Here is a 12559-nt window from a genome sequence, read left to right as displayed (position 1 = left end):
GTACCATGAGCGCCACGATGGGTGGGATTTGAAGCGTTGGCATCGAGGTGCTAGCAAACAGCGCCCTTCTTCAAGCAAAATGCCGCGTAGAGCGGAATGCTCTCGATGTCATCGCTCATCCCAAAGTTTCGAGTTGACAAGCGCAGCGCACGCACTGGTTCGTACTTCTCGCGATAGACCGAGAGGCTACGCGAACGGACATTACCGGATGACTTGACTTCAACGGGCACGGCCCTCGCCCCACCGTCCTCGATGACAAAATCAACCTCGGCTGTTCTTCCACTCGTCCAGTAGCGCGGAACAAAACCGTCTGCGACCAGATTCTGCGCGACATAGTTCTCGGTAAGCGCGCCCGCATCGAGACGCTTGCGGGCAGCCTCGTCGAACAGCACGGCTGGTGGCACTTCCATCATCGCAGAGAGGAGCCCCGTATCCGCAAGGTAGACTTTGAATGCCGATCGATCTTCCTGCATCTTGAGCGGAACCTGACCCGAGGAGATGCGAATGCAGCGGTTCACAAGACCTGCCGTCTCAAGCCAATCAAGAGCCACGGCATACTGGCTTGCCCTTCCTCCAGATCGAACAACCTTGTACTGGAACTTGTGGTTCTCCTTTGCCAGTTGCGCTGGAACGCTCGACCATGCCTCGCGGATACGCGCCGTTTCAACCGGCTCTGCGTACTTTGCCATGTCTGCAACATAGAGATCGAGGATCTCATGCTGCACGCGCGAGACGGTCGCAAAGTCTCCGTGCTCGGCATACGATGCGACGGCTTCGGGCATCCCGCCGGTCAGAATATACGTCCTGTAAAGATCCAACGCCTGTTCATGGAGGGGATATGCAGCCTTTTTCGCATAGGCTTCTGTGATTCCCCCTATCATTTTCCCGTGTCCCGTAGCGTCAAGCCATTCGTCAAAGGTCATTGGCAGAAGCGTTAGGGTCTCGACCTTTCCCACGGGCGCCGAAAACCCCGTACGGTTTACGGCAACGCCCAACAGGCTCCCGGCAGCAATCAGATACGAGTTCGGAAGCTCCTCGCAGAAGTACTTAAGCGAGGCAAGCGCACGTGGCGCCGCCTGAATCTCGTCGAGAACTATGAGGGTACGCCCTGGGACAATGCGACGCCCCGTAACTTGCTCGAGGTTGGAGATCACCCGATCGGGGCCAAGATCTCCATCGAATGCCGCACGCGCTGCAGCCTGCCTCTCAAGGTCGAGGAAGACATAGTCTTCGAAAGCCGTGTTCGCAAACTCTCTGATGAGATAGCTCTTGCCAACCTGGCGAGCCCCATAGACGAGCAGCGGCTTGCGAGAACTACGGAACTTCCATTCGACGAGAGCACCCATCGCAGTACGGCGCATTACGGCCTCCTCCTACGTTATTACCTAAGAGGATAGCATTAAGTTGCGAAAAGTGTTCTAAATTACATTTTTGTACAGATAATAATGTAATTGATAACATTTTTCATCAGTTATCGCCTGGCAGAACAAGAGGAGCAAAGCTGCTGGCGTCGGCCTAGAGTAAAGCGCTCCGGCCTCGCACCAAGGAATGCGAGGCCGGGGCGTTCATACGGGGCCGGGGCGCAAGTCGCGCTGTGTCGCCCTTCTCTACTCCAGGAAGCCGCCGGTCTGGCGGTTCCAGAGGCTTGCGTACTCCCCGCCACGCTCGACCAGCTCGTGATGGGTGCCGTCCTCGACGACCTCGCCATGCGCAAGCACCACGATGCGGTCAAGCGATGCCACCGTAGAGAGGCGGTGCGCAACCACAATCGACGTGCGCCCGCGCATGAGGTTCTCGAGCGCACCCTGCACAAGCGCCTCGGACTCGGAGTCCAGGGCGGAGGTTGCCTCGTCGAGCACCAGGATCGGCGCGTTGACCAGGATGGCGCGGGCAATGGCCACGCGCTGCCGCTGGCCGCCAGAGAGCTTGACGCCCCTCTCGCCCACCATGGTGTCAAACCCGTCCGGCAGCCGCTCGATGAACTCGAGCGCGTTTGCCTCCTCTGCCGCACGACGAATCTCTTCGTCTGTGGCATCGGGCTTGCCGTAGGCGATGTTCTCGCGTATGGATCGGTGGAAGAGCAGCGCCTCCTGCGGGACGTAGGCCACCTGCCTGCGCAGGCTCTGCTGGGTGCAATGGCTCACGTCCTGCTCGTCCACAAGAACGCGACCCTCCTGGACGTCGTCCAGACGCAGCAAGAGCTTGGTGAGCGTGGTCTTGCCCGAGCCGGAGCGTCCCACCAGGCCAACACGCTGGCCTGCGGGAATGCGGAGGTTGAGGTCCTCGAAGACGTAGTCGTCCCGGGGCGCATCGGGGTAGCGAAAACGCAGGTTCTCGAAGTCGATGCATCCCTCGGTAACCACGAGTGGCTTTGCGTCCGCATCGTCTGCCACGAGCGTAGGCTCGTCCAGCACGCGCGTCATCTCGGCAGCATCGCCAAAGGCGCGGTTGATGCGCTGCATCATGGAGTTGAAGTAGTTGAAGCGCATCGTGAGGTTGTAGGTGTAGGTAAACATCATGACCAACGTGCCGGCGCTTATTCCAAACCACGCGTTGCCGCCAACCACAAAGATTGAGACCACGAGCATGATGGCCGTGATGAGTGCCGAGGTCGTGAGGCCGCGTCGCATGGTGGCGCGCATGTTGACGTTCTCGGCAGCCATGGCCTCGCGGTCCGCCGTGGTGAAAAGCCCGCGCTCGTAGTCCTCGCGACCGTAGGTCTTAACGGCAAGGATGTTGGTCACGGCATCAGAGAGCACGCCGGAAAGCTCGTTCTGCGCACGGGAGGCCTCTGCCGAGAGGGGAAGGATCCGCCGGTACATGCCATAGGCTATGACCACGTAAAGGATGAGCATCACCATGAGTACGACCACGAAAAGCGGCGCCACGGGGGCGAGGATCCCAACCGTCAGCACGATGGAGGCAAGCGTCGGCCACAGCGAGTACGTAAGGACATCCACAAGACCGGAGTACCCCGAGACGAAGCGCGACGTCTGGCTCACCAAGCTACCGCCAAAGCGGCTGTTGTGGAAGGTCATCGACTGGTTTGAGAGCGTATCGAAGCACAGGCGCGAGAGCTGGTAGTCACCGTTGATCTCCAGCTTGTAGACCGAGTAGTCCTGAAGCTTGGAGAGCGCCTGGCCCACGGCATTCACTACGAGAAGCGCAATGACGTATGGCCCAAAGACTGGAAGCACCTCCTCGGCAGGGACGGGCGAGGCCTGCACGCGATCGACGATGAGGCCCATGACGTAGGTGTTGGCAAAGGTGAGCAGCGCGATGTAACCCACCGAACTCACGATGGAGAGCACGAAGGCGCCCGTCTTCTGACGCGTGACCCCCCAGAAGTAGTGCAGCGTGCGATGTATGGTCGCACGGTCGTTCTTGTCAGTTGGTCGAGCAGCCAAAGCAATCCCCCTAGAATCCTGCCACTTGGGGCGGCATGTGTGTAACTGAGGTAGCTTGCCCCAAGAAAGGCAAACGATGCATGGCAAGCCCATCCGCCTCAGCTAAACCACAAACGGAGGGGGACGAGAGGGGCCGGAACTATCTCAGCTCGAGCATTCCCCTGATAGCGGACAGTATGTTGAGCATGACATCACGGCTGGCAACCCCAACGAACTGGTACCCACGAGCCGAGAGGTCAAGGCAACGAAGCTGCTCCACGCATGCATAGCCCCTCACGGGACTCTCCCCCATGTCTATGTGCAGGGGGTATCCATTGCTTGTCGTTGTGATGGGCACAAGCGCAGTCATGCTCGAGCAACTGTTGAAGCCATACCCGCTTACCACGACGGCCGGGCGACTCTTGGCGGGCTCATGCCCGAAGGCCGGAGAAAAGTCCACCTGGACGATATCTCCCTGTTCGAGGTTGTTCACTCCACAACCTCCCCACCAACGGCCTCGCCCCAATCCACCTCAGTGGGCTGGGAAACGTCCGAATGCCCCCTAAAGAGAGAGTCGATTGACACGTACGGAGCGTCGCAATAGCTCCTGTGGTTCTCGTCGACGGGACGCAGCAGGATGAAGGGGCCGTTTTCGTCCGTCCCGCAACTGATACTTAGATTGGACCCCACAGCAAGCCGCAGCGAGTCGCAAACTGCCTTGGGAATGCGCACCGCTTTGGATGCGCCCCATGCGCAGAGCTTTGCCTCGCGCTCCTCAGCAACCTGCATTGCGCCACCTCCAACAGTAAGATATCTTGTAGGATATCTTACCATGCTGCAACTCGAGAGAACACAAAGACGCTCGGTCTTTTTGGCCCGTGACTCCCCGGAGGAAGTGCAGAGAGTTTTGTCCAGAAAGCACCGAGGCCGGCGCACATCAAATGCCCCAGCCTCGCGCGTCACTTACACGGGATATAGCAGGTCAGTCTCTATTGCAACAGTTCAATCGAGAAGCCCCTCTCGATTGTCTCACCGGGATTGCAAACCAGGCACCCACGCTTGTGCTCGAAAATGTCATCCTCATCGGAGCAGGTCGACAGGCCACTCCAAGGCTCAATGGCCACAAAGTCTGCGTTGGGCTTTGACCACACGATAAGGTATGGCATCTGGGGGGAGGAAACCTGCAGGCCAGGAGCCTTGCCGCCACGAGAGAACGTCACACGACGACTCGCAAGGCAGTCGTAAATCGTCTCGGCATAATCGAAAAGCTGATGCGACAGATGCAGGACTTTGCCCTCCTGAGGCGCCATGTTCCTGTGGGCAACATCGATAAGCCCCGTAGATGGTACCGGCGTGCAAACGTCGGTCTCGTTGCGCTCGAACTCAATGGTGTAGTCACCATATGCATCTTCATCACACAGTGGACAGCGAAACGCGGGATGTCCACCCACAAAGAACGGCATCGGCTTTACGTCCGCATTGGTCACCCGATAGGTCACGTCAAGTACCCGGGCGTGCACCTGGTATTCCGCAGCTAGCTCAAACTTGAACGGATACTGCGCGAGGGTCGATTCATCAGACCTCAACACGAAACTAGCCGAGTCTTCCCGGCTGTCAGCGAGCTCGAATTGCATCTTGCGTGCAAAGCCATGGCGCTTGAGTCTGATGGGATATCCCTCCCTGGTCACGGCCTTATCGTTTCTCAGCCCTCCACATATGGGAAACACGATGGGCGCCTGCCCACTCCATACATCAGGGTCTGGTTGCCAGAGATACTCCAAGCCGGAGACGTCCTTGATAGACGTAAGCGTGCCACCAAGCGAGGTGAGACCGACTGACATCTGATCAGAATTGATAGTGCACTCCATGCGTGTCCTCCAAAAAGATCTAACAATTTGCTGGAGATTCCCGAAGCCCACAGGTCACAATATCTACGCGATTATCTCAACAGCCGTCTTTTTGAAAAGGTCGTCAGCAACTTGGGTGTCGAATCGCCCAGTATGCGGAGAAAGGCAGCTAGCAGATGCGCAGCTCATGGCAAAGCGTAGGCTCTCAGAACCTTTCATCCCACGAGCTATGGCAACCGCAAAAGAGCCCACCATAGTGTCACCTGCGCCCACGGGGTTTATCGCCTGGATTTTTGGCGCATACCCACGGAAGATACCCTCGTCACACGCCATAATCGCCCCCGCAGCGCCAAGGGATACAACGACTATCTCCACGCCACGCTCATGGAGCTCCCGTGCTGCGCTCACGACCTCGTCAATGCCCTCGATCTTTCGATTCAGGAGCTGGCCGATCTCGTCAATGTTTGGCTTCACCATGGTTGGAAGCGCACGTATGCCCTGCATGAGGTAATCGCCGGAAGTGTCAAGTATCACGGGCTTCCCCGCTTCGCGAACAAGCCGCACCAGTCTCTGGTACACGTCGGTGCCAGCACCTACCGGAACGCTTCCACTCATGGTGACAACGTCAGACTGGTTTGCGAGCTCAAGAAGAGTACTCATCATATCTTCAAGCTCGGCCCTATCGACTGGTCTGCCTGGTTCGAGGAACTCCGTCGAGCCCCCACCTGGCTCCAGCACGTTGATGCAGCAGCGCGTCTCGTTCCTCACTCGGACAAAGCGTTCCCTTATGCCATCCCTGGCAACCAGCTCACAGAGGTAGTGCCCATTGTTGCCACCGACAAAGCCTGTGGCAAGAACTGGCTCGCCATTGGCTGCGATAGCCCTGGCGACATTGAGGCCCTTTCCACCTGCAGAGTCCTCGCATTCAGCAACTCGCATCACAGTACCCTTGGTCAAGGGCATGTTAATGCGATACGCCTTGTCGATTGACGCATTAAGCGTGACCGTGGTAATCATGGGGCGTCACTTCCAATTCTGCTGGTTCCACTTGCGTGGAACCGCATGGCTATTGCTTGGGTATTGAAACGGCCAGACAGCCGCAGACGTTACCTGTTGGATGACTTGGAGTAGTCGGAGAGAATCTCAGTAAGATTTCGAAGGACCTCTTCAGCACTCATTGACGCACGCAGGCGCTCAAAACCCCTTGTGTCGCTGCCAAGCTTGTTGATTTCACGAAACATTGCTAAGTAGTGCTCGCCATCAAACTGCGCAGAGAAGAACATCAGGTCGACTTCCTCGCCCTCGAAAAAACGAATTCCGCCCTTGCACACAAGCAGGCCAAGCCCGTTCTTGAGCGCCCCGTCCCAGCTTGCGGCATGCGCCAGTGCGATTCCCTGGCTGATAATGATGTAGCTTCCGTACTCCTCGACGTTCGTAATGGCCTTCTCAACGTAGTTCTCTGTAACATACCCCGCCTCAAGGAGCGGTGAAGAGACCTTCCTAATTGCATCTTTCCAGCCCAGCGAACCATTTTCTATCTGAATGAAGTTATCCCTGAGATTGGAAATGAGAATTGAGTCTCGTTTAGTCTTACCTTCTACCTGCTCGACTTCCATGAGAATCCTGCTCAGTTCGCAGTCGAGAAATGCCACCTTATTGGCATTTCCCTCATGGTAAATATCACTAAGACGTGCCACGAGAGTGTTGTCGATTGTTTGGGGAACGACTTTCGCGCGGCTAAGCTTAAACGCAAGCTCCTGAATCTCGTTGATGTCCTCTACCGAAAGCACCGGGCTCACGTTGACCACGCGCACCCTATCTGTGTCGATGGGGACGGTCGAAATCACAAAGTCAACGTTGTTTAGTCTACAACTGCCCTCCTCGACTTCCCTGCATGTAGCAATACCGAGAACATTGAATTTGAAATAGGCTTTTATCTGAGCATCAAGATATCTCCCCGTGGCGGCGGAGTTCGGACACGCAATAAGGACGTTGCACACGCGAACGTTACTTTCGTATCGATACAGTGCCGCGCACACATGGATGACAATCGAGTCTCGCATGCCCTTCCCAAGAGACCTGCATAGATAGTCCTCGATGATGTGGAAATGCGGAGCGCAAGCACGGTCGACCCGATTCACGAGTTCGCTCGTACCATCCTTTTCACCAGAGACATCAAGCTCGAAGCCATCGGCATCCCAACGAGAAGACCCCTTGATATGAGAGAAAAGCGCTTCGACCAGAAGGTCGTCACCCTGAAGGTCGACTTCCAGGTCTTTTCCCACTTGCATCAAGAAGTGGGAGATTGTGCAGTAGAGGTCGAAGTCATCGAACCGCCTTAATTGTGGAGTCATATCCCGGCTGAGGATGGACCGCTCGATACCAAAGATTCTGTCTGCATCAAGGCGTATCCCCATATCCATAGCAACGACTTTGACCAGGTTCCCTATTTGATCAAAATCATCTGATGCTCCCGCATCCTCATAAGAGAAGCCCTCCGGCTCGTTGAGCAAGACAACTAGAGTCGCAGCTATCTCGTGCTCAGCGTCCATCGTGATATAGGAGTTGGTGGAGCGCAGGAAGGCTCGTACGCTCCTGTCGACATCATTTAGATGGATGTCAAACCGCAGGTGACCCTCAAGAACGTCGAGGAAGTAGCTGTCCGGGCAAAGGCGCTTGGCGAGGATGTGCGAGAAGGCACCAATCAGAAAGTCCTTGCGCTGCTCGTCGCTTGCCTCGACACGCAGCCCAAAGCTGCTCTTTCCCACAAGCCTTATTCCACACCTCTCAAGAAATGCGCCCGTCTCCTTCACGTCTGTTGTGACCGTATTGTGGGAGCAATAGAATTCGTCAGCGATTGCCTGCACCGTTAGCCACTCGCCCGGTTTGAGCTGCAGTAATTCGACCGCGATAAGGCATTGTCTCTCATCGGGTGAAAGGTGGTATTCGTAAAGGTCCATGCTATGCAGCATGGTCCTGAGAGTCTGAGAGTTTGCAGAGGCGGGTTCGCATACCCGAATGTGGTGTCCAGTCAGCTCAACGAGGCTCTCGCCGTCTTGGCTTGCAAATTTGATTATGGAGGCGATATCCGCCCGTAACGTCTTCTCCGAGATGTGGTAATCGCTCATCAAAACCGAAAGCCTCAAAGCGTGGCGTGGGTTGTTGGCGACACGATACAGAATCTCGGCAGTACGCTCCTTCATTGCGGATACCGCCTCCCTTCCTAAGCTAGGTGCTCTGAAAGATAAGCTGCAATCTGGCTACTTGTCATGGTCGTAAACCCATCAAGAACTGTATTATCCTGTAGCAGCCGGATGGTCTTGGTGAGGAATTCGAGATGCTGACCAGGCGCGATGGCCAGATTGAAGACGTGGCGCGTCATAACCGCATCTTCTGGGCCATCCATCCTGTAGAAGCTCACAGGCTCGTCGAGGCGCAGGTAACAAAGGGCATCACGGCAAATGGCATTAGACTGGCAGTGCGGAAGCGCTACGGACGTCTCGCAGCAGATTCCCGTTGGAAAGACCTTCTCGCGGTCGAGACAGTCATCTGCAAACTTCTCGGTGACGCAACCGTAAACCTGGAGCGCGCGGGCACAAATCCTGATTGCTTCTTCGCTCGTAGAGGCGGACCCTTGGAGAGCTACAAACAGCTTTCCACCCGCCTCACACGCAGCGGTATCGATGCTCTGGGTAACCATCTGAATCTCCTACACTTTCAACACTCAGGGGCAAGGTTGACTAGATGCCCATGGCACGAGCAATGAACTCAACAACCAGGCAGCCCGGGTTATAGCCAAAGTGAGATGCCGTTACGAGACCTCCACCAAAGTCGACCCCACAGGCGTTGAGCATAAGGGTTGCGTAGCCGGCGAACATGTTTGCAAAGAACAGCATGAGGTACATGAAGACGGTCATGCAGATAAGAGTCCTGAACACGTTGCCCTTACTTGCAAGGACAGCCATAGGAGCCACATAGCAGACCTCTGCCAGAATCGCGGCCGGGAAGAAGCGCATGTCGGGGACGAGGAAAGACAGGCCAACGGTGATGGGAATCATAATGGCCGTGCACGTAAGGCAGGTTAAGTCGCCAAGGGCAAGGGCGATATCCATGCCAACATAGAGGGTGGTATCAGCGGTGAGGTGCTTGCGGGCAAATTCGCTAGCCCCTGCCCCAATGGGAGTCAGCCCCTCCATCATGATGGAGACCATGCGCGGGATGAGCACGAGAACGCCGGCCATGCCAGCCATGAGGGTAATAATGCCAGGAATGTCCTGCTGGGTCATGAGGCCAAGGAACAGGCCTACGAAGAGGCCGATGATAGCGGGGTCACCAAGGATGCCGATCTTCGAGGCAAGCTTGTCGAGGTTGAGGTCAATCTTATTCAGACCGGGGATGTGATCGATGATTCTATTGATAAGCCAGCTCATGGGGTACTCGTAGACAACATAGCCGAGGCAGGTGCACGCGGTGCCGTCAAGGCCGTAGTAATCCGCCCAAGAGGGTGCGATCTTCTCAGCGGCAAAGAGGTCAACAACGGAAAGCGCAAGTGTCACCAGAAAACCTATGAGCGCGTTGTCAAAGAGGACCCACGCAAGCGCACCGGGAACCAGGAAGTGCATGAAGTTCCAGATGTCGACGTTGAGGACGTTGGTCTTCTTGGCTCGAATAAGCAGGATGTTGACAATGATGATAGCTGGGATGACAAAGACGGCATACGGCGCGGTCCAAGAGGCTCCGCCAAGTGCCGCAAAGCCAATCTCCGCAACGTCATAGCCACTCCCGAGTGCGGAATAGTAGTCAAAGACTGGCTGCATAATCTGCATCAAGAAGTTAATGACCAGGACGACGCCCTGGAAGCCGATGCCCACGAGGAGGCCAGCACGAATTGCCTGTGACGGCTTCATTCTGAAGAAGATTCCCAGGATTGCGATTACGACAGGGAGCAGGACGGTGGCTCCCAGGCTCATGAATTCTTGGAAAAAGCCCACTATGGTGCTGACAACAATGTCCATGGATGACTCCTTCTAAAGAGCGGGGATACTCGGATAGCGGTTGAGTTACTCTGCCTGAACTGTCCTGAGAAGGTCGACTAGCTTCTTGGCGCAGGCATTCTCGTTGATTCCCGAAATAAGCGGGAACACTGTCATATACGGCCTATCTAGGGGCTTCTTATAATTTGCCGTGGTTAGGACAACGTCCACGTCATACTGCTTGGTTGGGACCTCGGTAATGGTGCCCTTGAAAACCTGGACCGGAATACCAGCATCGGCAGCAATCTGCTTTACCTTCTCCTGTGCGACCGTGGACGTTGCAACGCCGCTGCCACATGCGACGAGGACCTTTACTGACGACTTCATTACGACTCCTTCTTGGTGTCCACCCGCGTGATTTGCAGGCGCTACTCGCTACTTGCGCGGAAGCGCGCGGAGACTCTGGACAATCTGCTTGTAGCTTTCCTTGTGGCCAAACAGTCCCGCATTACCAAGGCAGAAGCCATCTACCCCTGCCTTCCAGAGATCAGCCACGCTTTGAGCAGAGACGCCCCCGTCGACGAGAATCTTATAGCCGTAGTAGTCCTTAGCCTCCACGAGCTTCTTAATCTTCTCGTCAACGAACGGAAGGGCCTTCTGACCGGCAAAACCGGGATTGACACGCATGACCAACACGTAGTCGCATACGTTGAGGGCTTCCTTGGTTGTCTCAAACGAGGTGCAGGGGCTAATTGCAAGACTAGACTTAGCGCCAAGGTCACGAATGTGTTGAAGCGTACGGGTAACCTGACTGTCCTCCTCTCCATGAACATGCACAATCTGGGCTCCCAGCCTGACAAACATGTCTACATATCGCGCAGCATCTCGCACCATAAGGTGCACATCGCACACACTGTCGGTAAGCTTGCGAATGGCAGAGACGTCTTGAGGACCAAGCGCAATGTTGGGGACGAACGTGCCATCCATGATGTCTAGGTGATAGAGGTCAATTCCAGCGTCATCGAGCTCGGCCATGGTCTTCGAAAGGTTCTCATAGCCAGCGCAGTTCATGCACGCACCGATGATCTTCTCCCCGTCTTTCCAGTCTTCTGGCGTACGCATTACCTTTCCCTTCTCTTTGTATGGCCGAATATCTTGGCCACTCTCGCCCAAAGTGAGTGGCTATACCGCAGCTAGTGCTAGCGCTCGCAATCGAGCAGAATCTTCCCTTTGACCCTGCCTGGAGTCTTGAACTCTTCAAAGGCTTCCGAAATCTTGGAAAGCGGGTATCGGGTGTAGATAAAGCTCTCGTCGTAGGGCATCATGCCGGAGCGGTAGGCATCCGCAGTGAGGGTCCACTCGTGACCCGGGAAGGGAGCAGAATAGCTGAGCCACGAACCCGTGAGGGTGAACTCGCGGCGATGCAGGTGCTCCCACTCCTGCGGAGTAAAGGTAATGTCGCGGTTGATCTTGCCGATGAGAGACGCCTGGCCCTTGTTGGCAACGATGTCGAAGATCATCTTCATGGTGGCAACGCTACCGGCGGTCTCGACTACATAGTCATATCCACGACCGTTGGTGATAGCGCTCACCTGGTCCTTCCAGTCCCCATCCATGCTGTTGACGGTGCTGGTGGCGCCCATCTTCCTTGCAAACTCAAGGCGGTCTGGCAGGATGTCAAACACGGTCACCTCACGCGCGCCAAATGCCTTTGCCCACTGCACGGTGATTATTCCGATAGTGCCCCCTCCGAGAACGGCAACTGTGCCGCCCCCGTGATAGTCAAGTCGCTCGAGACCATGGAGCGCGACGGCAGTAGGCTCGATGAGGGCTGCCTGCTCATAGGAGACGCTGACGTCGAAGGGCACTGCGCAATTTTCGGGAATCACCACATACTCGGCAAAGCTGCCAGGTTGACGGGTACCGATGAAGCTGTAGTGGTTGCACAAGGAGTAGTCACCGCGCTGACAGTCCTCGCAAGTTCCGCAGGGAATGAGCGGCGCGCCTGCAACGTTCCCTCCAACCTCCACGGAAGTGACGTTCTCTCCAACCCCAGCCACTACGCCGGAGAACTCGTGGCCGAGGATGATTGGGTAGAAGTGCGCGGCATCACCGATAACACGTGGCACGTCTGAGCCGCAAATGCCGGTCTGCTTGACCTTGACCAGAACTTCGTTGGGGCCGGGGCTTGGCTTGTCGACCTCCTCGTAGCGGATGTTGTCCTTGCCGTGAAGAACCCCTGCCCACATCTTCTCGCCCACGAGAGCACCTCCCATTGTCCGGCCCTCTTTACTGGCCTCCTGCGCGTAACTTGAATGTAGGGACGGACTCTGAGTCGCGACAGCCCAAGAGA

At 56.2% G+C, this 12559-nt stretch carries 12 protein-coding genes; all 12 read right to left on the bottom strand.

Annotation, left to right across the window (positions count from 1 at the left end; translation table 11 throughout):
• Positions 1–50: 50 nt before the first annotated feature.
• Positions 51–1361 (bottom strand): ATP-binding protein, encoded by a 1311-nt coding sequence (locus tag E0E00_RS12320; protein ID WP_130812842.1) that lies wholly within the window; start codon positions 1359–1361, stop codon positions 51–53.
• Between the two features lie 246 nt (positions 1362–1607).
• A complete protein-coding gene (locus E0E00_RS12315) occupies positions 1608–3407 on the bottom strand; it encodes an ABC transporter ATP-binding protein (protein WP_242622265.1) in 1800 nt (599 codons plus the stop codon).
• A 139-nt stretch (positions 3408–3546) separates the two neighbouring features.
• Positions 3547–3879 carry a type II toxin-antitoxin system PemK/MazF family toxin gene (locus E0E00_RS12310; protein ID WP_130812840.1) on the bottom strand — a complete coding sequence of 111 codons (333 nt, stop codon included), beginning with the start codon at positions 3877–3879 and terminating at the stop codon, positions 3547–3549.
• Positions 3876–4175 carry a hypothetical protein gene (locus tag E0E00_RS12305; RefSeq protein ID WP_130812839.1) on the bottom strand — a complete coding sequence of 100 codons (300 nt, stop codon included), beginning with the start codon at positions 4173–4175 and terminating at the stop codon, positions 3876–3878. The genes E0E00_RS12310 and E0E00_RS12305 overlap by 4 nt, the downstream gene beginning before the upstream one ends.
• A gap of 200 nt (positions 4176–4375) precedes the next feature.
• Positions 4376–5254 carry an aldose 1-epimerase family protein gene (locus tag E0E00_RS12300; protein WP_130812838.1) on the bottom strand — a complete coding sequence of 293 codons (879 nt, stop codon included), beginning with the start codon at positions 5252–5254 and terminating at the stop codon, positions 4376–4378.
• A 63-nt stretch (positions 5255–5317) separates the two neighbouring features.
• Positions 5318–6250: a 1-phosphofructokinase family hexose kinase gene (locus E0E00_RS12295; RefSeq protein WP_130812837.1), complete on the bottom strand. Its 933-nt coding sequence runs from the start codon at positions 6248–6250 to the stop codon at positions 5318–5320.
• 89 nt (positions 6251–6339) lie between these two features.
• A complete protein-coding gene (locus E0E00_RS12290) occupies positions 6340–8436 on the bottom strand; it encodes a transcription antiterminator (protein ID WP_130812836.1) in 2097 nt (698 codons plus the stop codon).
• A 20-nt stretch (positions 8437–8456) separates the two neighbouring features.
• Positions 8457–8933 (bottom strand): PTS sugar transporter subunit IIA, encoded by a 477-nt coding sequence (locus tag E0E00_RS12285; protein ID WP_130812835.1) that lies wholly within the window; start codon positions 8931–8933, stop codon positions 8457–8459.
• A 40-nt stretch (positions 8934–8973) separates the two neighbouring features.
• Positions 8974–10248: a PTS transporter subunit IIC gene (locus E0E00_RS12280; RefSeq protein ID WP_130812834.1), complete on the bottom strand. Its 1275-nt coding sequence runs from the start codon at positions 10246–10248 to the stop codon at positions 8974–8976.
• Positions 10249–10293: 45 nt separating this feature from the next.
• Positions 10294–10593, bottom strand: a complete 300-nt coding sequence (locus E0E00_RS12275; RefSeq protein ID WP_130812833.1) for a PTS sugar transporter subunit IIB — start codon at positions 10591–10593, stop codon at positions 10294–10296.
• A gap of 48 nt (positions 10594–10641) precedes the next feature.
• Entirely contained in the window at positions 10642–11328 is a 687-nt protein-coding gene (locus tag E0E00_RS12270; RefSeq protein ID WP_130812832.1) for a ribulose-phosphate 3-epimerase, read from the bottom strand.
• 77 nt (positions 11329–11405) lie between these two features.
• The gene (locus E0E00_RS12265; RefSeq protein ID WP_207302760.1) at positions 11406–12467 is read right to left on the bottom strand and encodes a galactitol-1-phosphate 5-dehydrogenase; all 1062 of its coding nucleotides are present in this window, start codon (positions 12465–12467) and stop codon (positions 11406–11408) included.
• Positions 12468–12559 lie beyond the last annotated feature (92 nt).

The organism is Olsenella sp. Marseille-P4559 (assembly GCF_900605015.1).
Taxonomy (GTDB): Bacteria; Actinomycetota; Coriobacteriia; order Coriobacteriales; family Atopobiaceae; genus Tractidigestivibacter.
The sequence above is the reverse complement of the archived record's forward strand: the minus strand, read 5'-3'. Positions and strand labels throughout refer to the sequence as shown.

Excerpts from the sequence above, each read along its gene's own strand:
- E0E00_RS12320 (WP_130812842.1), bottom strand. The coding sequence starts at position 1,361 with ATGCGCCGTACTGCGATGGGTGCTCTCGTCGAATGGAAGTTCCGTAGT.
- E0E00_RS12305 (WP_130812839.1), bottom strand. The coding sequence starts at position 4,175 with ATGCAGGTTGCTGAGGAGCGCGAGGCAAAGCTCTGCGCATGGGGCGCA.
- E0E00_RS12300 (WP_130812838.1), bottom strand. The coding sequence starts at position 5,254 with ATGGAGTGCACTATCAATTCTGATCAGATGTCAGTCGGTCTCACCTCG.
- E0E00_RS12295 (WP_130812837.1), bottom strand. The coding sequence starts at position 6,250 with ATGATTACCACGGTCACGCTTAATGCGTCAATCGACAAGGCGTATCGC.
- E0E00_RS12290 (WP_130812836.1), bottom strand. The coding sequence starts at position 8,436 with ATGAAGGAGCGTACTGCCGAGATTCTGTATCGTGTCGCCAACAACCCA.
- E0E00_RS12285 (WP_130812835.1), bottom strand. The coding sequence starts at position 8,933 with ATGGTTACCCAGAGCATCGATACCGCTGCGTGTGAGGCGGGTGGAAAG.
- E0E00_RS12280 (WP_130812834.1), bottom strand. The coding sequence starts at position 10,248 with ATGGACATTGTTGTCAGCACCATAGTGGGCTTTTTCCAAGAATTCATG.
- E0E00_RS12275 (WP_130812833.1), bottom strand. The coding sequence starts at position 10,593 with ATGAAGTCGTCAGTAAAGGTCCTCGTCGCATGTGGCAGCGGCGTTGCA.
- E0E00_RS12270 (WP_130812832.1), bottom strand. The coding sequence starts at position 11,328 with ATGCGTACGCCAGAAGACTGGAAAGACGGGGAGAAGATCATCGGTGCG.